This is a genomic window from Methylobacterium sp. PvP105 (genome assembly GCF_017876975.1).
Classification (GTDB): Bacteria; Pseudomonadota; Alphaproteobacteria; order Rhizobiales; family Beijerinckiaceae; genus Methylobacterium; species Methylobacterium radiotolerans.
The window spans coordinates 6172503-6197522 of the sequence record NZ_JAGIPA010000001.1 but is presented as its reverse complement, the minus strand read 5'-3'; the positions used below and the strand labels follow the sequence as shown (position 1 = coordinate 6197522).

At 71.9% G+C, this 25020-nt stretch carries 23 protein-coding genes; 12 read left to right on the top strand and 11 right to left on the bottom strand.

From position 1 onward, the window contains the following. Positions 1-172: 172 nt before the first annotated feature. The gene (locus J3A75_RS30090; RefSeq protein ID WP_024828695.1) at positions 173-1240 is read right to left on the bottom strand and encodes a glycosyltransferase family 2 protein; all 1068 of its coding nucleotides are present in this window, start codon (positions 1238-1240) and stop codon (positions 173-175) included. A 302-nt stretch (positions 1241-1542) separates the two neighbouring features. Between J3A75_RS30090 and J3A75_RS30085 the strand changes: the two genes are divergently transcribed. Genes J3A75_RS30085 through J3A75_RS30075 form a run of 3 tightly spaced genes read left to right on the top strand, consistent with a single transcriptional unit; the run spans position 1543 to position 5384 of the window. Beyond that, positions 1543-2439 carry an ABC transporter permease gene (locus J3A75_RS30085; RefSeq protein WP_024828696.1) on the top strand — a complete coding sequence of 299 codons (897 nt, stop codon included), beginning with the start codon at positions 1543-1545 and terminating at the stop codon, positions 2437-2439. Then, positions 2439-3674 (top strand): ABC transporter ATP-binding protein, encoded by a 1236-nt coding sequence (locus tag J3A75_RS30080; protein ID WP_029361107.1) that lies wholly within the window; start codon positions 2439-2441, stop codon positions 3672-3674. The genes J3A75_RS30085 and J3A75_RS30080 overlap by 1 nt, the downstream gene beginning before the upstream one ends. Positions 3675-3689: 15 nt before the next feature. Then, on the top strand, positions 3690-5384 hold the full coding sequence (locus J3A75_RS30075) for a glycosyltransferase (RefSeq protein WP_012321538.1): 1695 nt from the start codon (positions 3690-3692) through the stop codon (positions 5382-5384). 298 nt (positions 5385-5682) lie between these two features. Here the strand turns inward: J3A75_RS30075 and J3A75_RS30070 are convergent, their stop codons facing one another. From J3A75_RS30070 to J3A75_RS30040, 7 genes are read right to left on the bottom strand one after another with little or no spacing between them, the layout of a single operon-like run. Then, positions 5683-6651: a glycosyltransferase family 2 protein gene (locus tag J3A75_RS30070; RefSeq protein ID WP_012321537.1), complete on the bottom strand. Its 969-nt coding sequence runs from the start codon at positions 6649-6651 to the stop codon at positions 5683-5685. Continuing rightward, positions 6648-7448: a polysaccharide deacetylase family protein gene (locus J3A75_RS30065; protein WP_058606246.1), complete on the bottom strand. Its 801-nt coding sequence runs from the start codon at positions 7446-7448 to the stop codon at positions 6648-6650. The genes J3A75_RS30070 and J3A75_RS30065 overlap by 4 nt, the downstream gene beginning before the upstream one ends. Continuing rightward, complete coding sequence (locus J3A75_RS30060; RefSeq protein WP_071000190.1) at positions 7445-8581, bottom strand: DegT/DnrJ/EryC1/StrS family aminotransferase; 1137 nt, start codon at positions 8579-8581, stop codon at positions 7445-7447. The genes J3A75_RS30065 and J3A75_RS30060 overlap by 4 nt, the downstream gene beginning before the upstream one ends. Beyond that, positions 8578-9609 carry an NAD-dependent epimerase/dehydratase family protein gene (locus J3A75_RS30055; RefSeq protein ID WP_024828698.1) on the bottom strand — a complete coding sequence of 344 codons (1032 nt, stop codon included), beginning with the start codon at positions 9607-9609 and terminating at the stop codon, positions 8578-8580. The genes J3A75_RS30060 and J3A75_RS30055 overlap by 4 nt, the downstream gene beginning before the upstream one ends. After that, positions 9593-10708 carry a DegT/DnrJ/EryC1/StrS family aminotransferase gene (locus tag J3A75_RS30050; protein ID WP_024828699.1) on the bottom strand — a complete coding sequence of 372 codons (1116 nt, stop codon included), beginning with the start codon at positions 10706-10708 and terminating at the stop codon, positions 9593-9595. The genes J3A75_RS30055 and J3A75_RS30050 overlap by 17 nt, the downstream gene beginning before the upstream one ends. Further along, on the bottom strand, positions 10705-11733 hold the full coding sequence (locus J3A75_RS30045; RefSeq protein ID WP_012321532.1) for a Gfo/Idh/MocA family protein: 1029 nt from the start codon (positions 11731-11733) through the stop codon (positions 10705-10707). The genes J3A75_RS30050 and J3A75_RS30045 overlap by 4 nt, the downstream gene beginning before the upstream one ends. 13 nt (positions 11734-11746) lie before the next feature. Then, positions 11747-12295 (bottom strand): acyltransferase, encoded by a 549-nt coding sequence (locus J3A75_RS30040; RefSeq protein ID WP_012321531.1) that lies wholly within the window; start codon positions 12293-12295, stop codon positions 11747-11749. A 347-nt stretch (positions 12296-12642) separates the two neighbouring features. Between J3A75_RS30040 and J3A75_RS30035 the strand changes: the two genes are divergently transcribed. From J3A75_RS30035 to J3A75_RS30020, 4 genes are all read left to right on the top strand, one after another. Further along, on the top strand, positions 12643-13932 hold the full coding sequence (locus J3A75_RS30035) for a polysaccharide biosynthesis/export family protein (RefSeq protein WP_012321530.1): 1290 nt from the start codon (positions 12643-12645) through the stop codon (positions 13930-13932). Positions 13933-14028: 96 nt separating this feature from the next. Then, positions 14029-16386, top strand: coding sequence for a GumC family protein (locus J3A75_RS30030; protein WP_071000189.1), 2358 nt, complete (start codon positions 14029-14031; stop codon positions 16384-16386). Next, positions 16383-17615 carry a glycosyltransferase gene (locus tag J3A75_RS30025; protein WP_012321528.1) on the top strand — a complete coding sequence of 411 codons (1233 nt, stop codon included), beginning with the start codon at positions 16383-16385 and terminating at the stop codon, positions 17613-17615. Before J3A75_RS30030 ends, J3A75_RS30025 begins: the two co-directional genes overlap by 4 nt. A gap of 682 nt (positions 17616-18297) precedes the next feature. Next, complete coding sequence (locus J3A75_RS30020) at positions 18298-19125, top strand: response regulator transcription factor (protein WP_012321527.1); 828 nt, start codon at positions 18298-18300, stop codon at positions 19123-19125. A 155-nt stretch (positions 19126-19280) separates the two neighbouring features. Here J3A75_RS30020 and J3A75_RS30015 read toward each other — a convergent pair whose 3' ends face one another. Together J3A75_RS30015 and J3A75_RS30010 are read right to left on the bottom strand one after the other, a co-directional pair. After that, on the bottom strand, positions 19281-19427 hold the full coding sequence (locus J3A75_RS30015; protein ID WP_012321526.1) for a hypothetical protein: 147 nt from the start codon (positions 19425-19427) through the stop codon (positions 19281-19283). Positions 19428-19447: 20 nt separating this feature from the next. Continuing rightward, the gene (locus tag J3A75_RS30010) at positions 19448-20818 is read right to left on the bottom strand and encodes a UDP-glucose dehydrogenase family protein (RefSeq protein ID WP_024828702.1); all 1371 of its coding nucleotides are present in this window, start codon (positions 20816-20818) and stop codon (positions 19448-19450) included. A 396-nt stretch (positions 20819-21214) separates the two neighbouring features. On the opposite strand from J3A75_RS30010, the gene J3A75_RS30005 reads away from it, so the two are divergent. From J3A75_RS30005 to J3A75_RS29990, 4 genes are all read left to right on the top strand, one after another. Next, the gene (locus J3A75_RS30005) at positions 21215-21436 is read left to right on the top strand and encodes a DUF6894 family protein (RefSeq protein ID WP_012321524.1); all 222 of its coding nucleotides are present in this window, start codon (positions 21215-21217) and stop codon (positions 21434-21436) included. A 96-nt stretch (positions 21437-21532) separates the two neighbouring features. Then, positions 21533-21769: a hypothetical protein gene (locus J3A75_RS30000; protein ID WP_043074655.1), complete on the top strand. Its 237-nt coding sequence runs from the start codon at positions 21533-21535 to the stop codon at positions 21767-21769. A gap of 300 nt (positions 21770-22069) precedes the next feature. Beyond that, complete coding sequence (locus tag J3A75_RS29995; RefSeq protein WP_012321522.1) at positions 22070-22375, top strand: hypothetical protein; 306 nt, start codon at positions 22070-22072, stop codon at positions 22373-22375. Between the two features lie 175 nt (positions 22376-22550). Further along, positions 22551-22856, top strand: a complete 306-nt coding sequence (locus tag J3A75_RS29990; RefSeq protein WP_024828703.1) for a hypothetical protein — start codon at positions 22551-22553, stop codon at positions 22854-22856. A 58-nt stretch (positions 22857-22914) separates the two neighbouring features. Here J3A75_RS29990 and J3A75_RS29985 read toward each other — a convergent pair whose 3' ends face one another. Next, complete coding sequence (locus J3A75_RS29985) at positions 22915-23940, bottom strand: glycosyltransferase (RefSeq protein WP_209650858.1); 1026 nt, start codon at positions 23938-23940, stop codon at positions 22915-22917. A gap of 205 nt (positions 23941-24145) precedes the next feature. On the opposite strand from J3A75_RS29985, the gene J3A75_RS29980 reads away from it, so the two are divergent. After that, positions 24146-24979: a glycoside hydrolase family 16 protein gene (locus J3A75_RS29980; RefSeq protein WP_209650857.1), complete on the top strand. Its 834-nt coding sequence runs from the start codon at positions 24146-24148 to the stop codon at positions 24977-24979. The last annotated feature ends 41 nt before the right edge of the window (positions 24980-25020 follow it).

Sequence of the window (25020 nt, the reverse complement as noted above, 5' to 3'; positions counted from 1 at the left end):
CCGGGCCCTCTGCGCGGCCGGATCGTTGCGCGTGTCGATAATCGCCTTGGCCGCGCGAGACCACCGCCCCGAAGGGCCAACGGGCGACGGATGCGTGAGAGCGTCGGGTTTCTGACACGCCTCGTCCGCGCCCCGAACAGGCCGGGCGCGCGGACGACGGGGCCTCAGCCGGTCAATTGACGCGCGCCGCGTCGGATCCCGGCGGCAGGCCGAGCAGGCGGCGCTTCCGGCGCAGGGCGGCCCGGAACAGCGTCCGCCGGTAGCCCGGGTAGGACAGGAACCCCGCCGCCCAGGACAGGTGCATGGTCACGGCCGCCGGGCCGCTCATCACCAGGACGGGCTCCCGCGCCTTCAGCGCCAGGGCGAGGCCGCTCAGGGCGCAGCCTCCGGCATAGAGCAGCAGGGGAAGCAGCAGGGCGGGCATCAGGGCCGCCAGCGGCAGGGCCGCGACGGCGTAGAGCAGGACCAGGGCCGGCAGGATCTGGCGCGGGCGCGGCAGGCTGGCGTGCTTCTCGAGGGTCCGCGCGCAGCCGCGCCCGTAGTGGAGGTACTGCCGGGCGAGGCTGCCCAGGCAGGCGCGCGGGAAGTACGTGATGGCGAGCTCGGCGGCGAGGTAGATCCGCCCGCCCGCGGCGCAGAGCCGCCGGTCGAGTTCGGCATCCTCGTTGTGGGTGAAGGTCTCGTCGTAGCCGCCCACCCGCAGGAACTCGCGCCGGTCGAAGACCGCGTGATGGCCGTGGGCGACGTAGCCCGAGATCCCACCCTGCCGGTGGGCCGAGCCGCCGTTGCCGAGGCGGCTGTTCTGCGCGGCCGCGATCGCCCGCTGCAGCGGTGTGACCCCGACGGTCCGGAGCGGCACGACCACCGAGACGGCCTCGCGCAGGCGTATCGTGCCGACGAGATTCTGCACGAACCCCTCCGGATAGACGGCGTGGCAATCGGCGCGGACGAGGTAGGTGGAGGCGGGATGCGCCAGCCGCGCGGCGAGATTGATCGCCGCCGCCTGGATGCGGCGCTCGTTGTGGACGAGCCGGATGCGCGGGTCCCGGACGCTCAGGGCGGCGACGATCGCGCAGGTGTCGTCGCGACTGCCGCCGTCCAGCACCAGCAGCTCGCAGGCGATCGCGTCCCGGTCGGGCAGCACCGACGCGATGGCGTCGGCGATGTGCGCGGCCTCGTTCAGGGCCGGCATGGCGATCGTCACGAGCGGAGCGCCGGCGGCGCTCACGGGGTCCTGCATGGCGGTTCTCCCGAAACCTGGCCCCGGTCGCCGGCCGATCAGAGCCGGTCGTCCCGGACGGGGACCGGCGCCGCGCGCGGCGCCCCCCGAGGTCTCATTTGACGTGATTGGCTACGATTACGGTCGTTGATCACAACCACCACTTCAGTCGGCCGGACCGATACGACGAAAGGTGTAATTCGGACCGCCGCACCGCGATGATAGCCCGTTCCGGCGGGACGACCGGGCGGCACAACTTCCGATTCGCACCGAGTCCCCCGAGCTCGACCACGGGCTCAGAGCGTCATGCGGGACCGCCTCGAATGATGAAATCTCTGGATGCGCTTGCCCTCGGCACGTCGGAGCGCGGGCCGGCCGAACAGCGGACCGACCCGTCGACGCTGCGGGTGACCGAGATCGCGCCCGACGACCGGATCGTCGCCTTCGACGCGGTCGGCCTCTGGCAGTATCGCGACCTGCTGCGCGTCCTGATCCTGCGGGACCTGAAGGTGCTCTACCGGCAGACCGCCATGGGCGCCTCCTGGGCGATCGCGCAGCCGCTCTTCACCGTGCTGATCTTCACGGTGATCTTCGGGCACTTCGCCAAGATCCCCACCGACGGCGCCCCCTACGCACTCTTCGCCGGCAGCGCGGTCGTCCTGTGGACGTACTTCTCCGAGGCGGTGCGGCGCAGCGCCAACGGCCTCGTGGCGGAGGCCGAGCTCATCCGCAAGATCTACTTCCCGCGGCTGGTCATCCCGCTGGCGACGGTGGTGTCGCCGATGGTCGACTTCGCCATCGCCCTCGGCGTGCTGCTGGCCCTGATGGCCTGGTACGGGGCGGTGCCGGACTGGCACCTCCTCCTGGCCGTCCCGACCCTGATCGTCACGGCGATGCTCGCCCTCGGGGTGAGCCTCTGGCTCGGGCCCGTCAACGTCCGCTTCCGGGACATCAAGCACACGCTGCCGTTCCTGATCCAGATCTGGATGTACGCCTCGCCGATCGTCTACGCGTCGAGCATCGTGCCCGCCTCGGTGCGCTGGATCTACGCGCTCAACCCGATGGTCGGCCTGATCGAGGCGTTCCGCTTCGCCATCCTGGGCGGCACGCCGCCCGACGTTTTCGCGGTCGCCGTCTCGGTCACGGCCGCGCTCGCCCTGCTCGTCAGCGGACTGATCTTCTTCCAGCGCATGGAGCGCTCCTTCGCGGATGTAATCTGATGTCGATGGCAATCAGCGTACAGGATATCGGCAAGCAGTACTGGCGCGCCCCGCGCGCCGCGCACCAGAACTCGCTGCGCGACGCGCTGAGCGAGGGCGTCCGCGGCCTGGTGACCCGCCGCTCCGCCGCCCGACCGTCGCAGGAGAGCTTCTGGGCGCTGAAGGACGTCAGCTTCGGCATCCGGCACGGCGAGAATGTCGGCATCATCGGCCTCAACGGCGCCGGCAAGAGCACGCTCCTCAAGCTCCTGTCGCGGATCGCCGCGCCGACCACCGGCCGGATCCGCCTCGAGGGCCGGGTCGGGGCCCTGCTCGAGGTCGGCACCGGCTTCCACCGGGAGCTGACCGGCCGCGAGAACATCTTCCTCTACGGCTCGATCCTCGGGATGGACCGCCGGGAGATCGCCGCGAAGTTCGACGCGATCGTCGCGTTCTCGGAGATCGGCGACTTCATCGACATGCCGGTGAAGCGCTACTCCAGCGGCATGTATGTCCGGCTGGCCTTCTCGGTCGCCGCGCATCTCGAGCCCGACATCCTGCTCCTCGACGAGGTGCTGGCGGTGGGCGACTACACCTTCCAGCGCAAGTGCATGGACTTCGCCCGACGGCTCCAGGGCAAGGGTTCGACGATCCTGCTGGTCTCGCACAACATGTTCAGCATCAAGACCATGTGCGAGCGGGTGATCTACATCAAGGGCGGCCGCGTCGCTTATGACGGCCCCACCGACGAGGGCCTGACCCACTACGAGCGGGACAGCTACCTCGCCGACACCGCGTGGTTCCGCCCCGACGCCGGCGACCTGCCGGTCCGGATCAGCGACGTGACGATCGCCGACGAATCCGGCGCGCCGCGGACGCTGTTCCGCCACGGCGAGCGGATGCGGATCCGGGCCCGCTACAGCGCCGCGGAGCCGGTCGCCGACCCGCACGTCCTGTTCTCGATCACCCGGTCGGACGAGCTGCTCTGCTGCAATTTCAGCACGCAGGCGGACGGCGCCGGCCTGACCGCCCTCTCGGGCGAGGGCGAGGTGGAGCTGCTGACGCCGCCGCTGACCCTGACCGCCGACACCTACACGGTCTCGGTGGTGGTCCGGCAGCGCGGCTTCGAGCGGCTCCTCGCGGCCAAGATCGGCGGCCGCTTCCACATCGAGCACCCCGTCTTCGCGCCGGACGTCTTCGGCGTGTTCCACGAGGCGGGGACCTGGACAACGTACGGCGCCGCGTCGCAGCGCTGAGGCCCGGAGGGCGTGATGGTCAAAGGCGCGTCGGAACTCTGCCGTGACGGCGATGGGGGAACCGCGGGCGGGACGGCGTCCCGCGCCGGGCGGATCCGGTCGAACTTCGCCGCCTTCGATGCCCGGGTGCGGCACGCGGAGCGCCTCGCGGCGGCCGGCGACCGGGCCGGCGCGGCCGTCGAGACCGCCATCGCGGCGACCCTGGCGGCGCACCGGCACTGCGGCGTGTTCGCGAGCCCGCGCCTCGAACGGTTGATGACCGGGATCGGCCGAACCCTCGACGGCGGCGGCGACGCCCGGCACGGCGCGGGCGCCGACGGGGCCCCGTACCGGCGCGTCCTCCACGTCTGCACGCAGCTCGCCCCGGTGGGCGGCCTCACCAAGATGCTCGCGCTCTGGATCGGCGCCGACCGCGACCGGGTCAACGGCGTCGCCCTGACCCAGCACCGCGGCCCGGTCGACGCGCGGATCACCGCCGCGGTGCGCGAGAGCGGCGGCGGGATCCACCACCTGAACCACCACAAGGGCGACAAGCTCGCCTGGGCGCGGGAGCTGCGCCAGATCGCGCGCGGCTACGACGTCGTCGTCCTGCACATCCACTGCGAGGACGTGGTCCCGCTGATCGCCTTCGCGGATCCGGCGAAGAGCCCGCCGGTCCTGCTCCTCAACCACGCCGACCACCTGTTCTGGATCGGGACGCGGATCAGTCACGCGGTGATCAACCTGCGCGAGGCCGCGCGCCGGCTGGCCGTCACGCGGCGCGGCGTCGATCCGGCCCGCAGCCTCCTGCTGCCGACCCTGATCACCCTGCCCGAGCGCCAGCGAACCCGCAGCGCGGCCAAGCGGGCCCTCGGTGTCCCGGAGGACAGCGTCCTCCTGGTCTCGGTGGCCCGGGGGGCGAAGTACCGCAACGTCGGGGCGGTCACCTACGCGGACCGCCACGTCGACCTCCTCGCGGCGCATCCGCAGGCCCGGCTCATCGTGGTCGGCCCCGGCGAGCGGGCCGACTGGGAACGGGCCCGGGCCGCCACCGGCGGGCGCATCACGGCCCATGCCGAGCTGCCGGACCCGCGGGTCTTCTTCGAGGCGGCCGACATCTACGTCGATTCCTACCCGTTCGTGTCGTCGACCTCGATGCTGGAGGCCGCCGCCTACGGGCTGCCGCTGGTCACGCGCTTCGAGGCCCCCGCGGCGGCGGAGATCGTGGCGATCAACCATCCGGGGCTCGACGTCACGGCCCGGGTCGCCCACGACCAGGCCGCCTACGAGGCCCACCTCACGGCGCTGATCACCGACGCCGCCGCGCGGGACGCCGCGGGCGCCGAGAGCGCCGCCGCGGTCGCCGGCCTCTACGCGCCGGCCGCCTGGCTGGCGGGACTCGACGCGATCTACGCGCAGGCGCGGGCCCTGCCCCGGCTGCCCCCGGAGACCGACGCGGCCGGCCCGGCCGAGACGCCCCATCTCGGCGAGCCGGACCTGCGCCACCAGGACATGTTCGGCTCGGACTTCCCCGTGTCGGAGATGACCAAGAACTACATCGGCATGCTGCCGCTGCGCCAGCGCGTCGCCTCCTGGCTCGTCCTGCGCCGCGCGGGCGACTTCTCCGGCCTCTGGGAACCGGTGCGGCTGCTCCTCCCGGAATGGCTGGTCCGCAACGTGAAGGACCGGTTCGGCCCGATGCGGGTCCGGGCGCAGGTCCCCAGCACCTGAGGCCGCCACCTGGGCCCGGGCGGCCGCAAGTCGGTCATGCGGGGACGGGGCGCGTCGCGACCGGCGACGCGGTCCCCTCCGACTCGCGCGGCGCCGGAGGCCGGAGCGGTCGTCTCCGGGCCCTCACGGGCGTCCGCCGCGACGGCCCGCGCTTCGCCGGGAGCGGCGGTCGAGCCTCGCAGGACGGCGCGGCCTCCCGGGCGGCGGCGCGCGCCGGGTACGACAGGGACACAGCGAGCGCGCTCCGGCGGCCGGGCCCCGGGGAGGCCCGCGCCGCGGAGCGACAGTCCCGTCCGGCTCAGCGCGTCTTCGGGTCGGCGGTCAGCGGCCGGGCTGCCGGCCCAGCGGCCAGCGCCAGCAGGGCCGCGCGCACGCGCGTCGGCCGGAAGGCCTGCCGGATCGCCCGGTGCGGCATCAGGCGGAAAGCCGTGAGGAAGGCCCCCGCGGCCGCGCGGCGGTCGCCGCGGGCCATGTGGGCCTCGGTGGCGTCCAGCAGGGCGTCGTAGTAACCCTGCACGGTCCCGAAATAGAGCCGCAGGGCCGCGATCCGCGAGACGCCGAGCGCCGGCGCGTGGCGTCGGAAGACCACGCGGGTGAAGTGGATCCGGCGTGCGATCAGGCGGTCGAAGGTCCCCGCCGGCCGCTGCCGGAAATGGACGCAGGGCGCCGCGACGAAGCCCACCCCGTGGCCGCGGACCGCGCGCAGCTGCCAGTCCCAGTCCTGATCGCCGAGCAGGGCCTCGTCGAACAGGCCGATCGCGTCCACGACGGTCCGGCGCACCACGGTCGCCCCGATCTGCGGGAAGTAGCCGCTCAGCATGCGGCGCAGCAGCGCGCCCTTGTCGGACGGAAGTTCCGGCGGCCAGGGGCCGTAGGTCGGCACGAGGTCGTGGTCGGCGGTGACGATCTGCCCGAACACGACCCCGAGCTCCGGATCGGCCTCGAACAGGCGCAGATGCTCCCGGATATGCGCCGGCTGCCAGACGTCGTCGTCGTCGAGGAACGCCACGTAGGGCGCGCTCGCCCGGGTCAGGCCGGCGTTGCGGGCCGCGCCGGCGCCGGGCCGGTCGACCGGGACGTGGATCGCGCCGAACGCGGCGGCGACCTCGGCGGCCGGCCCCGGCTCGCCGTTGTCGCCGACGATGATCTCGAAGGCGAGGTCGGGGCCTTCCAGGGCGCGGATGCTCGCCAGGGCCTCGCGCAGGAAGGCGGGCCGGTTGCAGGTGGGCACCACGACGGAGACGCGGCGCTGCGCGGGTCGGTTCATACCCACTCCTCCCAGGCGTCGTAGGCGCCCCGGAGCAGGGCACCGAAGACGAGATCGTTGTCGAACTGCGTGACGAAGCTGCGCGCCACGGTTCCGGCGGGACGGGTCTCCACCGCCTGCGCGTAGACGATCCGGTAGCCCGCCTCCCGGGCCGCGTGGGCGGCCGCCCGCGTCCAGTTCGCCGACTGCCCCAGGGGGATCGCGAAGGAGTCGGGCAGGACGCCAAGGCGGGCCCCGATGGCGCGCCGGGATTCCTCCAGCTCCTCGGCCGCCTCTTCCGCGCTGAGGCGCCCGAAATCCGGGTGGGTCACGGAATGGCTGCCGATCTCGACCCCGTTCGCGGCGAGCGCCTCGATGGCGCGCCAGCCCAGGATTCCGGGCGGCGCGCTCTCGGGCCGGTCGAGCCAGCCCGACACGACGAACAGGGTCCAGGGGATCCCGAGATCGCTGAGGACCGGCGCCGCCCCGCTGAGGACGCTGCGCCAGCCGTCGTCGAAGGTGACGGCGAGATCCCGCGCGCCGCCGCGCCCGTCGGCGATCGTGGCCGCCGGCACGAAGCGGTAGCCCAGACCGAGCGCCCGCTCGAGCTGGTGGCGGAAGCGCGCGGGGCTGACGTCGTTGACGCCGCATTCCGACTGGCCCACCGAGTGGTAGCAGAGGATGCGGCCGCCCGGCGCCGGCCGCCGGATCCGGGCGAGGGCGAGCGTCGTGCGCTCGCAGGCCATCCGGGCGGCGGCGACGCGCGGGCGCGTCAGGCCGACCGTCCGGGCGAGGCTCTTGACCGGTGCGGGGATCATCGCAGGGCGTCGCGCAGGGCGTCGACGACCTGATCCTGCTCCGCCTCCGTCATCGCCGCGTAGAGCGGCAGCAGGATCGCGTGGTCGCGCGCCCGCTCGGATTCGGGCAGCGCGAACCGCCGCGGCGCCTCCGCGTAGGGCGGCTCCAGATGCGCGCACATGATGCCCCGGCGGGTGGCGATGCCCCGGTCGAGCATCGCCTGCATGACCGCCTGCTGGTCCGCGTCGTCCGGGAGGCGGACGCAGTAGCTCTGCCAGTTGCTGCGCAGCCCCATCGGCTCGGGCGGCGGCGTCACCCCGGGAAGGTCGGCCAGCCGCGCGCGGTAGCCGTCGGCGAGGGCGCGGCGCCGGGCGATCAGGTCGGGCAGCCGCTTCAGCTGCTCCCGGCCGATGGCCGCCTGCACGTCCGTCATCCGGTAGTTGAAGCCCGCGATGGCGTACTCCTCGATCACCACCCGGGCGCTGCCGTGGCGGGCGATGTCGGAGACGCTCATCCCGTGCTGGCGCAGCAGCCGGAAGGTCCGGTCCCACGCGGCGCTGGCGGTGGTGATCATGCCGCCGTCGCCGGTGGTCAGCACCTTGCGCGGGTGGAACGAGAAGCAGGCGATGTCGCCCGCCGGGCTGCCGATCGGCCGCCAGACGTCGCCCTGGAGCCGCTCGGAGCCGATGGCGCAGGCCGCGTCCTCGATCACCGGAATGCCGGACCGGCGCCCGATCGCGGCGATCGCCTCCAGGTCGCAGGGCATGCCCATCTGGTGGACGCAGACGATCGCCTTCGTCTTAGCGGTGATCGCCGCCGCGGCGGCGTCCGGAGCCATGTTGAAGGTGGCCGGGTCGATGTCGACGAAGATCGGCGTCGCCCCGCACTGGGCGACGGCGTTGGCGGTGGCGATGAAGCTGTGGCTCACCGTCACCACCTCGTCGCCGGGGCCGACCCCGACGGCGAGGAGCGCGAGATGCAGCGCGGTCGTGCAGTTCGAGACCGCGCAGGCGTGGGGCGCGCCGACGGTCGCGGCGAACTCCGTCTCGAAGGCCGCGACCTGCGGCCCCTGGGTCAGCCATCCGGAGCGGACGACGGCGGCGGCGGCCTCGGCCTCGGAGTCGCCGACTTCGGGCTTGGCGATCGGGATCATGCCATCGCCCGCCGCAGATGCTCGGAGCGGGACTCGTCCTGCCACCAGGCGACGAGGTCGGCGAGGCCCTCGGCGGCCCCGATCTTCGCCTCGAAGCCGATCAGCTCCTTGGCGAGGCTCGTGTCGCAGAGACGCCGGGGCACCGGGTTCACGGCCCGCTCGGCCTCGTGGATCAGCGGCGTGCCGTCCCGGCCCATGATCCGGGTGAGGTGGCCGGCGAGGTCGACCAGCGAGGTCTCGACGCCGGTGCCGACGTTGAGCACCACGTCGGTGGCCGGCGAGATCGCCGACAGGATGTTGGCCCGGGCGATGTCGCGGACATGGACGAGGTCCATGGTCTGCAGGCCGTCGCCGAAGACGATCGGCGACTGGCCCTCGGCCAGGCGCTGCATCCAGCGGACCATGACCTCGGTGTAGCGGCCGGTCAGGTCCATCCGCGGGCCGTAGGCGTTGAAGTACCGGAGCGCGACGTAGTCGAGCCCGTGCATGTCGTTGAACGAGCGCAGCAGACCTTCGCCGAAGGACTTGGCGGCGCCGTACAGGGTCCGGTTGTCGTAGGGGTGGTGCTTCTCGGTCGTCGGGAAGACCTCCGCCATCCCGTAGACCGAGGCCGAGGAGGCCATCACCACCTTGGCGACGCCGGCCTCGACGCAGCTCTCCAGCAGGTTGAAGGTCGCGGCGGCCATCACCTCGAAGGCGTGGCGCGGCTCCGCGGCGCACTGCGTGATCCGCAGGGCCGCCTGGTGGAACACCACGTCGGTGCCCTTGATCAGCGTGTCCATCAGGGCGCGGTCGCGGATGTCGCCCTGGACGAGGCGGACGCGGCCGGAGCCGAGGGCGTCCCCGAGATTCTCGGGGCGGCCGCGGATCATGTTGTCGATGGCCACGATCTCGTCGCAGCCGGCCTCGACCAGCAGGTCGATGATGTGGGAGCCGATGAAGCCCGATCCGCCGGTGACCAGGATCCGGGTCCCGCGCAGGTCGCCGCTGAACCGGCTTCCCTTGGTGACCTCACGCAGCTTGGGCATCGGCGACCTCGCAGTAGCTGGTGACGGCCCGGCAGACGGTGTCGATCTGCGCGGACGTCATCTCGGGGAACATCGGGAGGGACAGGGTCCGGGCGGCCAGCCGCTCGGTGACCGGCAGCCGGCCGGCGCCGTCGTCGAGGTGGCTGTAGGCGGGCTGCCGGTGGACCGGGACGGGGTAGTGGATGCCGGTGGCGATGCCGGCCGCGTTGAGGTACTGGCGCAGCCCCTCGCGGTCCGCCGTCGACACGGCGTAGACGTGGAACACGTGGTCGAGCCCGGCGGGGGCCGGCAGCTCCAGTCCGAGGCCCGCGAGACGGGCGCCGTACTCCGCCGCCACCGCCTGGCGGGCGCGGGTCCAGGCCTCCAGGTGCGGGAGCTTGACCCCCAGCACCGCGCCCTGGACGCCGTCCATGCGCAGGTTGAAGCCGTGGCGGACGTGGTTGTACTTGCCCTGCTGACCCCAGTCGCGCAGGCAGCGGGCCGCCGCGGCGAGGTCGTCCCGGTCCGTGACGATGGCGCCGCCCTCGCCGTAGGCCCCGAGATTCTTGCCGGGATAGAAGCTGAAGCAGCCGATATCCCCGATCGTGCCGGCCTTGCGGCCGGCGCGCTCGGCGAGGTGCGCCTGGGCGGCGTCCTCGACGAGGGCGACCCCGTGGCGCCGGGCGATGGCGCCCAGGGCGTCGAGGTCGGCCATCCGGCCGTGGAGGTGCACCGGCAGGATCGCCTTGGTGCGGGGCGTGATCGCCGCCTCGACCAGGGCAGGGTCCATGGTCCAGTTGACCGGGTCGATGTCGACGAGGACCGGGGTGGCGCCGGCGTACAGCACCGCCGCCACCGTCGCCACGAAGGTCGACGAGACCGTGATCACCTCGTCGCCCGGACCGATGTCGAGGGCGAGGAGGGCGAGGTGCAGGGCCGCGGTGCCGCTGCTGACGGCGATCGCGTGGCGGGCGCCGCAGGCCTCGGCGAAGGCCGCCTCGAAGGCGCTGACCGCCGGGCCGAGGACGAAGTCGCCGCTGCGCAGGACGTTGAGAACCGCGGTCTCGACGTCGCCGCCGATCGCCGCGTACTGCGCCTTGAGGTCGAGGAAGGGGATCACGAGGCCCTCGCAAGTGGCATGAGGTCGATGGGGTGGCCGTTCTGGCGCAGGGAGCGCATGGCGGCCTCGAGCATCTCGACGACGCGCAGGCCGCTGTGGCCGTCGGTCATGGGCGCGGTGCCGTTCTCGATGGAGTCGGCGAAGTGCTCGATCTCGACGATCAGCGCCTCGCGGAAGGACAGGTGCGGCGACCACATGTCGCCGGTCCGGTAGGAGACCATCAGCTCGGTGATGTCGTCCGAGCCGCCGCCGACGGTGACGCCGCGGTCGTAGACCTTGACCTTCTCGATCGGGTCGAGGTCGTTGTAGACGATCATCTTCTTGCTGCCGCCGATCAGCGTCTGCCGCACCTTCACGGGCGCGAGCCAGTTGACGTTGATCTGCGCGACGACGCCGCGCGGGTAGAAGACGGTCAGGTGGGCCATGTTCTCGGGGCGACCGCTGAAATGGCCGGTGCCGCTCGCCGAGATCGCCACCGGGGCGAGGTCCAGGATGTGGTCGAGGATGGCGAGGTCGTGGACCGCCAGGTCCCAGATCACGTTCACGTCGCGCTGGAACAGGCCGAGATTCACACGGGTCGAGTCGTAGTAGAACACGTCGCCGATGGCGCCGGTCGTGACGAGCTCGTGGATCTTCTCGACCGCGCCCGTGTAGACGAAGGTGTGGTCGACCATCAGGGTCAGGTTGCGCTTGGCCGCCTCCTCGATCAGCAGCCGGGCCTCGAAGGCCGAGGGCGTGATCGGCTTCTCGATGAAGACGTGCTTGCCGGCCCGGAGCGCGTTGATGGCGATCTCGAAGTGCGAGCTCACGGGCGTCGCCACCATGACGGCGTCGATCGCGGGATCGGCCACGAGGTCGCGCCAGTCCTGATGGAGCTGGACGGCGGGGTAGCGCTTGCCGGCCCGGGCGAGTGCGGCGGGCGACTGGTCGGCGATGGCCACCAGCTGGCAGCGCTCGCTCTCCGAGGTGCACCGGGCGAGGTTCGGCCCCCAGTAGCCGTAGCCGACGATACCGATCGAGATCATGACTGCATTCCCCTCAAGCAACCTGCAGAGGCTCGGCCGGCTCGGGCCGCGGCGACTGGACGGAACGGGCGCGCGCGGCGCTCTCGGCGCGCTTGGTGCGCGTGTCGCCGACGACCCGCGCGGGGCATCCGGCGACGATGGCGAAGGCCGGGACGTCCCGGGTGACGACGGCACCGGCGCCGACCAGGGCGCCCTCGCCGATGGTGATCCCCGCCACGATGGTGGCGTTGGAGCCGATGGAGGCGCGGGCCTCGACCACGGTCTCGACGAGCTCCCACTCGCCGTCCCGCTTCAGGCTGCCGTCCGCGTTGGTGGCTTCCGGATACAGCTCGTTGGTGAAGACCACGCCGTGGCCGACGAACACCTCGGCCCCGATCGAGACGCCCGCGCAGATGAAGCTGTGCGAGGAGATCTTGCAGCGCGGGCCGATCCGGCTGCCGCGCTGGATCTCGACGAAGGGGCCGATGCGCGAACCGCTTTCGATTCGACATCCATAAATATTGACTAGATCCGGGTAGAAGATACCCACATCTGACCCAATATCCGCATCGGTAATCGGCATAACCGCCGCTCCTTCCGCACAACTTCTGTGCGTCAAAACTGCACAGAGCTGCGGACGGCCGGGAACCCAGGCTTTCGATGCGGTTCGTCCGTCGAAAGGCGAACGGCGCCCATCCGGGGCGGCCCCTCCCGGCCCCGGCGCGCCGTTCCGGACAGGGGGGCTACGCCGAAAGGCGAAGCCCCCGCCCCGGCATGGATGCGCGCGCCCGCCTTTTGGAGGGGTCCCGGCCGGCTCGGCCGTTACGCATCATGCCGTCTCAGCCCTCAGGAGCCCGTGAGGCCGGCGCGCGGTCCCGCCGCTCGACCGCCGCGCCCGGGCTCCGAGGGCGAGCCTCAAGGGGACGATGCGTGTCGAAGACGTCGACGAAGACCGCGGCCACCCGCGCCACCACCCGCACCGGTCTCGCGGCGTGCCTGCTCGCCCTGTCGGCGCTGCCGGCGGCCGCGGAGTACCGCATCGGTCCCGGCGACACGATCGAGGTCACGGCCCTCAGCATCCCGACCTTCAAGCAGGAGGCGACGGTCTCCACGGACGGCACCGTCATGGTCCCGCTGCTCGGGGACGTGCCGGCCGCCGGGCTCACCGTCGCGGAGCTGCGCCAGAGCCTGCAGAAGGCGCTGCCCGCCAAGGCGGTGCGGCAGCGCAACTCCGAGGGCAAGGAATCGATCGCCGTGCTCGAGCCCGACGAGATCGGGGTGCGGATCTCGAAGTACCAGCCGGTCTACCTGAGCGGCGACGTGACCAAGCAGGGCGAGCACCCGTTCCACCCGGGCATGACCGTGCGGCAGGCCATCGCCCTGGCGGGCGGCTACAACCTCCTGCGGTTCAGGATGGAGAACCCCGTCGTCGAGACGGCGAACCTGCGCGCCGAGTACGACAGCACCTGGGCGAGCATCCAGCGGGAATCCGCCACGATCTGGCGCCTGAAGGCGATCGTCGCCGCGTCGCGGGGCGACAAGTCCCCGCCGCCGGCGGACGTCGCCCCGGGCAGCCGCGCGACCCCCGCGCAGAAGCTCGCCGAGCAGCAGCTCCGGGTGCAGATGACCGACATCGCCAAGGAGAAGGACCACCTGCAGCGGTCCCTCAACCGGACGCAGACGCAGTTCGCCAGCCTCAGCGAGCAGCAGGCCAAGGAGAAGGAGGGCGTCACCGCCGACGCCGAGGATTACGACACGGTGCGGGCGCTGTTCCAGCGCGGCGCGGTCGTCACGACGCGCCTGACCGACGCGCGGCGCGCCGTCCTGCTCTCCTCGACCCGCGCCCTGCAGACGACGGTCCAGCTCACCCAGCTCGAGCGCGACAAGAGCGAGGTCGGCCGCAAGCTCGAGCGGGTCGACGACGTGCAGGCCATGGACGCCCTGGAGAAGCTCCAAGTCGCGGAGAACAACCTCGCGACGTACCGGTCGCGCCTGAACAGCATCAACGACAAGCTGGTCTACACCGGCGCCCTCCGGGCGCAGCTCCTGTCCGGAAGCCGGGCGCAGGCGGCGATCGCCGTCTACCGGCAGAGCGGCCCGTCCAAGACGCAGATCGACGCCGCCGAGGACACGGCGCTCCTGCCGGGCGACGTCGTGGAGATCGCGCTCAAGCCGGATCCCGCCATGCGGGGCGTCGGCGACGGGGCCGGCCAGAACTGACCCACCACCCCGGCTCGACGCGCCCATCGGGCCGAGCCGGCGTCCCCTTGACGGAGAGCGCTCCGGGGCGGTGACCGCCGCGGCGAGGAGAGATCCATGAACCGACACTCGACCAGCGCGTCCTTCCTGCCGATCGGTGCGACCCGCCCCGGCGGGACCGGAGCCTGGCGCGGCCAGCCCTTCTCGCCCGAGACGGAGTCCCAGGTCTCGATCCTGACCATCGCGCGGCAGAACTGGCGGTCGATCCTGGCCTTCGCCGCCGTCGGGCTGGTCTGCGCCGGGATCTACGTCGCGACCGCGCCGGCCATCTTCACGGCCCGGGCCCGCGTCTACATCGAGAGCCGCTCCAGCCCGGTCACGGCCCGCGACACGCCCAACGCCGGGACCCCGCTCGAGATCGCCGAGGTCGAGAGCCAGGTCGAGTACATCCGCTCGGAGAAGATCGCCCTCGCCGCCGTGCACAGGCTCGACGGGTCGGCCCTGCGGGATCTGGCGACGCCGACGCACCCGCTCGTCGCGAAGGTCCGGGAGTTCGTGAAGGCCGCCAAGGCGCAGGCCCTCCGGCTGATCGGCGCCGAGCGGCCGGTCCGCGAGCCCGCTCCCGTGAGCCCGGACCTGCGCCAGGCGCGGACGCTGCGCGAGAACGTCGAGGCCAGCCGCATCGGCGCCGCCTACGTCATCGAGGTCGGCTACAGCGCCGACAATCCCGCCACGGCGGCGGCCGTCGCGAACGCGGTGGCCGAGGCCTATGTCAGCACCGAGCTGGAGAACCGGGCCCAGGTCTGGAAGGTCGCCGGCGAGTGGATGCTGCCGCGCCTGAAGGAACTCCAGCAGCGCGCCAGCCAGGCCTCGCGCGAGGCCCAGACCTACAAGGCCGAGCACACCATCATCGACCTCGGCAAGCGCGGCCTCGTGGGCGAGCAGCAGGTCGAGGAGCTCAACACCGCCGTGGCCGCCGCCCGGTCCAAGACCGTCGACGCCCGCGCGGTGCGCGACCAGATCCGCGGGCTCCTCGATTCCGACATCGCCGATCCGGGGATCACCGAGGCCTTCAAGGACAGCGTGATCATCCAGCTGCGCCGGCAGTACGTCGACCTCGTGCAGCGCGCCGACGACCTGAAGCGCCGCCTCGGCCCCGACCACGAGGCGGTCCAGGCGATCCAGCGGGACATCCAGGCGGCCAAGCAGTCGCTGCGCACCGAGCTCGAGCGCCTCGCCGTGTCCCTCGACCACGATTACGAGGTCGCCAAGGCGCGCGAGGACAGCATGACGGCGGCCTTCGACGCCCTGATCTCGAAGACGCTGATCATGAGCAACGCCCGGGTCAAGGCGAAGGAACTCGACCGCACCGCCGAGACCTACGACCAGATCTACACGAACCTGCTCCAGCGCTACATCGACGCCGTCAACCAGCAATCCTACCCGCAGCCCTCCGCCCACGTGATCACGCCCGCGACCGTGCCGGAATCCCCGAGCGCGCCCCGCGGCAGCCTGATCATGCTGCTCGGTCTGCTGGTCGGCACCGGGTTCGGCGTCAGCGGCGCCTTCGCGCGGCACTGGTTCGACCGGACGATCCGCACGCCCCGGCAGCTGACCGGGCACGGCCTGACCTGCCTCGCCGCCCTCCCCGAGCTGCGGCGCGAGCCCGGCTTCCGGGCGGCCCTGGCGCTGGCGCAGGCCCACGCCAACGAGGCGCAGCGCCCGGCCAGCGTCGAGGCGTTCCGGGCGAGCGCCGTGCGGTTCATGCCGCAATCGGTGTTCGTCGAGCGCCTGCACAGCCTCAAGGCCCACGTCCTCGGCAGCGACCGCCGCGGCCCGGTCTTCGCGATCGGCGTCACCTCGGTGGGGACCGGCGCGGGCAAGACCCTGTTCGCGAGCAATTTCGGCCAGCTCCTCGCCCGCGCCCGCTCGAGTTCCGGGCGGGTGCTGATGATCGACGCCGACGTGCGGCAGGCCACGCTCTCGCGGCTCAGCCAGGCCACCGAGCAGCGCGGCCTCCTCGACGTGCTCGCCGGCCGCTGCTGCGCCACCGAGGCGGTCCGGCCCCAGCCCGGCGAGGTCCGCCTGCTCGCCTGCGGCAACCGCCACCCGAACGATCCCCATTTCAGCGACCTGATGACGCCGGAGGGCGTCGCCGCCGTGGTCGGTGACGGACGCCCCGCCCTCGACCGCGTCGTCGTCGACCTGCCGCCGGTGGACGAGCTCCCCACCCTCCGGCCGCTGCTCGACGGACTCGACGGCCTGATCATCGTGGTGGAGGCGGGCCGGACCAGCATCGACGACGTCGCCGCCGCCGTGCACGACCTCGAGTCGGGCGGCAGCACCGTTCTGGGCATCGTGCTCAACAAGACCAACGACGGCCCGACGGTCCGGCGCGGCGGCCTGCGCGGCGCGCTGACCCGCTGGGCCGCGGCCCGGCGCAACGCCCGCGGCGCGACTCAGGCGGCCTCGTGACCGGCCCGCGCGCCGAAGGCCTCGACCCCGTGGCGGCCTACGCGCCGGCCCCGGTCGCCGCGCTCGCGACCGCCCCCGCGACCGCGCGCGGCCGCCGCGTCGCCTTCTTCGGACACGACAGGGCCGAGCCCACGGTCCGGAAGCGGGTCGACGCCATCCGGGACGCCGGGTGGTCGGTCACCGTGTACGCCTTCGAGCGGGACCGCCCCGGCGGGGTGGTGGCCGAGGCCCCGGTGGCGGACGACGTCGTCCCCCTCGGCCTGACCGTCGACCGGAACTACGCCCGCCGCCTGCCCCGCCTCGCCGTCGGCATCGCCCGGGCGCTGCGCCGCCGGCGCGACCTGCGCGCGGCGGACGTGATCTACGTGCGCAACCTCGACATGGCTCTCGTGGCCTGGGCCGCGGCGCGCCTCGCCGGGAGCCGCGCGCGCCTCGTCTACGAGGTGCTCGACATCCAGCGGCTGATGGTCCGGCGGGACGCCCCGGGGCGGATCGCCCGCGCGGTCGAGCGCTGGCTCCTCGGCCAAAGCGACCTCCTCGTCGTCAGCGCCCCGGATTTCATCGACCGGTATTTCCGGCCCGTCCAGGGCTTCGCCGGCGCGTGGCACCTCCTCGAGAACAAGGTCATGGGCCACCGCCTCGGCGAGGTGTCGACCCGCCTGGACCGCACCCGGACGGCGGAGCCGCCCTGGGTGATCGGCTGGTTCGGGACGCTGCGCTGCCGCCGGAGCCTGACGATCCTCGCCGCCATCGCGGACGCCCTCGGCGACTCGGTGCGGATCGTCCTGGCCGGGCGCCTCTCCGAGGAGGACATCGCCCCGCGCGCCCTGGCGGACACGCTGGACGGCCGGCCGAACATGTCGTTCCGTGGTCCCTACGCCAATCCCCGCGATCTTCCGGAGATTTACAGTGGGATTCACTTCAGTTGGGCCGTCGATTACCTCGATGACGGACTGAATTCGGACTGGCTCCTGCCGAACCGGCTCTACGAGGGCGGCCTGTGCGGCGCCCTGACTCTGGCGCGCGCCGCGACGGCCAGCGGCCGCTACGCGGTGGCGGAACGCCTGGGCTGGGCGTTTCCCGAGCCGCTCGCGGACTCGGTGACTTCGTTCCTGCGGACGCTGACGCCGGCCGCCTACGCGGAGCGACATGCCGACCTGCTCGCCCGCGACCTCGCCGCGTTCGTCGATGTCGGCGGCATGCGCGACCTCCTGGTCCGGCTCGACTAGGTCGCCGCCGCGGCGGCTCCGAGCCCGGCCGGGACTCGCCGGTGATTCGCCCGCCGCGCCGGACAGCGCACGGGGCGGCTGTCCCGCCCGCGGCGCGTGCCGTTCGGTACAGCGCCGTACCAACGAAATCAGTACTCGGACCCCAACATGGTAAACAACCGTGTACGCATGTTGCCTTTTAGCCTCAGCCAGGTAAAGCGAGCCTAAACCGACCGAATACTATCGCCCCGAATAGGGACATCGAACCCAGATCACTGAATTGCGATCGAAGCCTTGCCAAGACGCACTCGCAATAAGCAGAGATACAGGAGGCAACATTTCCATATTTCTAAATCTGGCATTCGCGCGCCTAGATTCGGAAAGATCTTGCGTCGGGTCACCGACCGCTGGCGGATGACCTTGCGAATGCATCTCTCCATCAGCGCCGCCCCCCGCACCCAAACAAATCACCGTGTACGTACGTAGTGCCCGATGATTGTATTTAGCCCCGCAATTTAAGCGTTTAGATTCAGATAGGGTATTTACAGACGATTTTACGAAAGCTAGCATTGTTTCCGTGGTCATCGGCAATCGCCCAAGGCGACCGGCGCCACCGCGTATCTCAGTGTCACGCCGTCGGCGAGCGCATTGGGTATCCCGTCATCGCTGACATTCGGCTTCCTTCGAAAGGAGGTAATTCTCTATGGCCAGTCTTGGTACTCGAGACGCGCTCACCCTCGTTGAGCGGGACACGGCCGAAAGCCGCGGCGGCTTTTCGGGTGCACATGCCGGTGACAGCCCGGTCGTCGTCGAGCAACGGGACCAGTCCCGGGGCCGCTCCAGCCGCATCGTCATCATCGATCGACGGCAGCTCGTCGGCCGATGCCTCGCCGCCTCTCTCAGCGAGGCCGACCGGCAGACCTCGTTCGAGGTCTTCGCGGACATCGAATCGTGGAAGCGGCAGAAGCCGTTCGTCCCCGCGAGCGTGGTCGTGCTCTGCCGGCCCGACGGCAACCTGACCGAGACCGAGTGGACCGAGATCACGCGGGAACTGGCGTTCCTGCAGGGCGAGGCCGGCGCTCCGCCGGTGGCCGTCATCTCGGACGGCGAGAACCTCGACCAGATCGTGCGGATCATCAAGCTCGGCGTCAAAGGCTACATCCCGACGACGACCTCCGTGGACATCGCCCTGCAGGCCCTCCAGCTCGTGCAGGCGGGCGGCGTCTACATCCCGGCCGAGTGCCTCCTCCCCCTGCTGGCCAACATCAAGGTGGACGAGCCGGTCGAGGCCGGGGACGACGATATCTTCTCGCCGCGGCAGCTCTGCGTGGCCCGGGCGCTCCGGAAGGGGACGCCGAACAAGATCATCGCGTACGAGCTCAACATGTGCGAGAGCACCGTGAAGGTTCACGTCCGCAACATCATGAAGAAGCTCAAGGCCAAGAACCGGACCGAGGTCGCCTACCTGACCAACAAGTACTTCCTCCGGGAAGATTCCAGCCTGGCGAGCGTGAAGGCCCCGGCGGCCTGACCGCTCCGGCGCTGGCCCCGCCGCGGCGGGGCCGCCCGGGCAGAGATCCGGTCCGGCGCGCCGGACGGAGCTTCGGGGCCCCCTCGCGGGCCGCCTGTTCGGGCGGCCCGCGAGGGGGTCCGTTTGTTATCGGACCGGTCAGGGAGGCGGGCGGATCACCCGCCCGGCGCGATCGGCGCGGCCTCGACGCCGCAGGTCGGCGTCGCCGCCGTCTCGACCCGCCCGCCGGCCGGGCGGAGATCCCGCGTGCCGGAAAGGTCGCGCGCCGGGTCGGCGATCCCGAGGATCTGCGGGGCTTCCATCCGCCGATGTCGGCCCCGCCTCACGCCGTCGCGGCGGCGTCCGCGCGATGGGGAGCCGGCGGGATCTCGGCCTCGTCCCCGGGCGCGGCGGGGCGGCCCACGCTGCTGTAGGCGAAGCCGTGAGCCCGGACGTCGTCGGCCCGGTAGACGTTGCGGAGATCCACGAGGACCGGTCGCTGCATCACCGCCCGCAGCCGGTCGAGGTCCAGCGCCCGGAACGCGTCCCATTCGGTGACGAGGACCAGCACGTCCGCGCCCTCGGCGCAGTGATAGGCATCCTCCGCGAAGGCGACGCCGGGCAGGAGCGGGCGCGCCTGCTCCATGCCCTCGGGATCGTAGGCGCGGACCACGGCGCCGGCATCCTGCAGGCCGGCCACGATCGCCAGCGAGGGCGCGTCGCGCATGTCGTCGGTGTTCGGCTTGAAGGTCAGGCCGAGCAGCGCCACCGTCTTGCCCCGCACCGAGCCGCCGCAGGCCCTGATCACCTTGCGCGCCATCGCGCGCTTGCGCTGGTCGTTGACCGCCACCACCGTCTCGACCAGCCGCAGCGGCGTGCCGGCGTCCTGCGCCGTCTTGACCAGCGCCAGCGTGTCCTTGGGGAAGCACGAGCCGCCGTAGCCCGGCCCGGCGTGCAGGAACTTCGACCCGATCCGGTTGTCCAGGCCGATGCCGCGCGCGACCGCCTGCACGTCCGCGCCCACCGCCTCGCACAGGTCCGCGACCTCGTTGATGAACGTGATCTTCGCCGCCAGGAACGCGTTCGCCGCGTACTTGGTCAGCTCGGCGGTCCGGCGGCTCATCGCCACGATCGGGGCGGCGTTGAGGTAGAGCGGGCGGTAGATCTGCTCCATGACCGCAACGGCCCGCGGCTCATCGGTGCCGACGACGATGCGGTCGGGGCGCTTGAAGTCGGCGATGGCCGCGCCCTCGCGCAGGAACTCGGGGTTCGACACGACCGCGAACTGCGCCCCGGGGTTGGTCTCGCGGATGATGCGCTCGACCTCGTCGCCGGTGCCCACCGGCACGGTCGACTTGGTCACCACCACGGTGAAGCCGCGCAGCGCGCGCGCGATGCTCCGGGCAGCCGCGTAGACGAAGCTCAGGTCGGCGAAGCCGTCGCCGCGGCGGGAGGGCGTGCCCACCGCGATGAACACCGCGTCCGCCTGCCCGACCGCCGCCTCCAGGTCGGTGATGAAGGACAGGCGATCCTGACGGACGTTCTCGGCGACGAGAGCCTCGAGGCCCGGCTCGTAGATCGGCATCCGGCCGGCATTCAGCGCGTCGATCCGGCCGCGATTGCTGTCGACGCACACGACCCTGTGGCCGAAATCCGCAAAGCACGCGCCGGAGACCAGACCGACGTAGCCCGACCCGACCATCGTGATGTTCATGGAGTCCTCGCCGCGAGCGCACCGACGCTCGGGTCTACGGCGGCCCGACGGGGCGACCAACATCATATCTTAGGCGTACGCGACTCTGCCGATCCGGCGTAGCGCCGGCGATTCGACGATACCGGCCCGAACCCGCCGCGGCCCGGCCCGCACGCGCGACCGGTCCGCGGCGGACTTCGCCATCCGGCCATGGCGGCGGCCGGGCAGCTACGCCATTCGGCTTACAGGGCGCCGCCGGCCGACGATCGCGCGAACATTTCCCCGGCGCATCACCCGAATTGTCAGAGACAGGCTGCTTTTTCCCGAGCACTTTGTCGGGGAGCGCGACCGGCTAAGATGCTAACACCGATCTATAGAACTGAACTCCCCGAAGAGTTCCGGCGGAGGAGAACCCTGTTGGCGGCGCGTTTCTACTTCGAGATCGCAAATGCCGAGGAGACGATCCACGACCTTGTGGGGGTTGAGGCTGCCGGCCTTGAAGAAGCCCTGTTCGAGGCGCGCAGCGTGATCGCCGAGATGGCCGACGAGATTACGGGAAGCGGCCAGGAGCCGCCCTGGACCCTCCTCGTGCGCAACGAGGAGGGCTGGCTGGTCGGTCGGCTGCCCATCCGGAAGTGAGGGCCCGGCCGGAGCGGCCGGTGCCGCGGAGCGGGCCTTAAGATATCGTTAACGGATCGTCCGGAGGATCGGGCCTGCCCTCGAACCGTGGCAGCCATGGCCGGAATGCCCCTCTCTCAGAACGCCCCGAACGCCGCCCATCAGGCGGACGCGATGGCCGCCCAGATGGCGCTCGCCGCCCACGCGCTGCGGATGCGCGGCGATGTCGGGACGGCCGAGTCGCTCCTCGCGATGGCGCGGCACAACCGGGTCCTCGGGCTCAAGCTGCGGATCGAGCAGGATCTGGCGCCGCGCCGGGACAGCGCCGGGCGTCGGGCCACCGCCGGCCGCTAGGGCCGGACCGGACGACACCGGACGGACCGCGCCTCGGAGCGGCGCGAACGGGGTGGGCGTGCCGGCGATCCGCCGCCCCTGCCGCGGCGCGGCCCCGCTGGCGGGAGCGTGCCGATCCCGGCCCGCAACGTCCCCGCGCCGTCTCGGCTTCCTGAAGCCGACACCCCTCGCCGCCGCGAGCCTGCCGCTGGCCGCGGGGACCCGATGCAGAATCCACACCGCCGTTCTTCGGCGCGGTTGGCGCCGAATAAAGTCCATGTTAGTGTAGAAAACTAACATCCGACAGGAAATTCAGTCGTCGTGTCGACCCCGGACGCCGGACATTCTGAGGTCAGCACGACCCTGGCGCTGGACATGGTGGGGCGCGCCTACCTGGCCCTGGCGCTGCTCTACGAGACGGCCCATCCGGGTGAGTTCGGCGACGTCCAGCAGAAGATCCGCTCGTTCGTCGAGGACAATTTCCGCATCATCCAGGAAACAAGCCGCAACGAGAGCCTGACAACCGGGACCGTTGACGGCGCCATTCACCTTGTGAACAGCGTCCTGGTCGAGGTCGAGAACAAGATCGCCACAATGATCCGGCCGACGCGGCACATGCGGGGCTAGACGAAACCTTGAACTGACGCCCTCTGATCATCGACTGTTGCAGTCGAGCCATGCCGCTCGGATAAACGGCCCCGCGCCATAGGGGATCGAAGATTGCAACGCTCCCCAACGTCGACAGTCTTAGGTCGGCATGTTACCCGGCGAAAGGGGCAGCGATAGATTATCAAGCACGACGATGGGCAGCGATAATTGCGATCGAGCGGCGCGCAGTGCGGATGTCGCACTCGAGGTTCTCGTCCGAGCCTATCACGCCCTCGCGGTCGTCTACGAGTTGTCCAGCCCCGGCGCCTACGCGGCGCTCCACGGCAAGATGATGCCCTACCTGCTGGACAGCTTCCGTCACGGGACTGCGCCGGGCGCCGTCGACCCGGACCCGGACGCGACGTTCACCACGGCCCTGGAGCGGGTCCGCAGCGCGCTGGACGACGTCCGGTCCGACGTGGCGGCCGTGCGGGCGCGCAAGGAAGACCGCGACCGCTGACGGACCGGGCCGGTCCGAGGCACCGACCCGGCTCGAGGCGCCGGCTCGAGGCGCCGGCTCAGCGCGCCGGCTCGAGGCGGCGCTCCGGCCCGAGGAGCAGGCGCGGGCCGGTCTCCCGATCGGGCGCGGGCGCCGGCACGAGGCGCGCGAGCTTGGCCGCCAGGGTGACCGACAGGATGTGGCGCCACGCCAGGGGCGTGCCGAGCAGTTCCCGCAGGGCTGCCGCGTACCCCTGGGCGCGCCGCCGGTCGAGGACGCGCCGGTGCTGCCAGCGCTTCGCCGTCGCGGCGCGGTGGGCCCTGAGAGCCGCCCGGGCCTCCGGGCCGAGACCCGGCCGGGCCAGCACGGCGTCGTCGAAGGCCAGCATCGCCCCGAGGTCGTCGGTCCGGTGCTGCGCGCTCAGCGAGTTCGACCGCTCGACCGCCACGTAGCCGCAGGGCGCCGTCACGGCGAACACCGCCCCGGCCGCCAGCGCCTCGACGTAGAGGGCGTAATCCTCCCCGAGCCGCAGCCGCGGATCGTAGCGCAGCCCCTGCCGGTCCAGGAAACCCCGCCGCATGATCGGCTTCAGGAAGCCGAGTTCGCGCCGGCTCGCGCCGGGGCGGGCGATGTTGCCGGTCACGAAGGTCGCGAGGGTGAGCCGCTGCGGCCGTCCCGGTCCGGTGACGAGGCCGGCGGCGGAGGCGGCCTCGCGGCCGCGGACCATGACGATGTCGTCGGCGATCAGATCCCAGGTCCGGGGCGCGGACAGGAGCCGGCCGAGCCGGCCGTCGAGGAAGTAGTCGTCGGCGTCGAGAATGCAGAGCAGCGGGGCCCGGGCCGCCGCGATGGCGCGGTTCCGGGCCTCGGCGGGCCCGACATTCTCGGCGAGCCGGATCACCTGCAGGCGGCCCGACCCGTCGTCGGCCGCCGCGGCGGCCGCGCCGGTCGCGTCCGCGGAGGCGTCGTCCACGACGATCACCTCGGCGACCTCCGGCTGCCGGAGCGCCGAGGCGACGGCGGTCCCGATCGTGTCCGCGGCGTCCCGCGCGGCGACGATGACGCAGACCTCCGGGACGGGGGACGAGGCCTCTAAGCTGCGCACCGGACGACTCCGCGACTCTCCGGCCGGTCCGCGCCGCGGCCGGTCCGTCGGCACGGTAGGGCGACCCCGGCGGGGCGCGCGAGATCGTCCGAAAGGAGGGGGCCGGCCCGGGCCGGATCGTCCGAATGATCGCCGGCCGGCATTGCCCCCGCCGCTACGATGCGCGCCGCCGCGATCCTGCGGCGACTGGTTTGAGGACGTGCGCATGACGATCTGGTCCGCCCCGGGCCGCCGCCTCTGCGTGGCGGCGACGCTTCTCCTGCAGGCCTACCCCGCGAGCGCGGGCGAGACAGCCGCGCCGCCGGCCGCCGCTCCGGCCGCCCAGGGCGGCCCATCCTTCGTGGAGCTCTTCAGCAGCCTGAACGACCGCCGCTGGTACGTCTCGGACGGCTGGGTCAACGGCGACTGGCAGGGCTGCACGTGGTCGAAGCACCGCGCCCGGATCGCGACGCCCGGCGCTCTCTCGCTGTCCCTGACGGACATCACCTACAAGGAGCGCCCGTTCAGCTGCGCCGAGATCCAGACCCGCGAGCGCTACGGCTACGGCACCTACGAGGTCCGGATGCGGGCCGGGGCCGGGTCCGGCATGGTCTCGGCGTTCTTCACCTATAACGGCCCCGAGAACGGCGACCGGCGGACGAACGACGAGATCGATTTCGAGTGGCTCGGCAAGGACACGAGCAAGGTCCAGCTCAACTACTTCGTCGGCGGCGTCGGCGAGCATGTCAGCCTCGACGCCCTCGGCTTCGACGCGGCGACCACCACCGCGGACTACGCCTTCGAGTGGCTGCCCGACCGCCTGCGCTGGTACGTCAACGGGCGCCTGCTGCGCGAGGTCATCGGCACGCCCGACCGGCCGATCCCGTCGCACCCGAGCAAGATCATGCTCAGCGTCTGGTCGGGACAGGGCCCGGACTTCGCCTCCTGGCTCGGACCGACGGAGTACTCGGGACAGCCGGTCACCGCGCTGTTCGAGCGGGTCGCGTTCACCCGGATGGGCGATCCGTGCGGCTTCAAGGAATCGATCGTCTGCCACTAGCCACACCGGCGGGCGGACGCCGCACCGGAGACCGCCCCTGA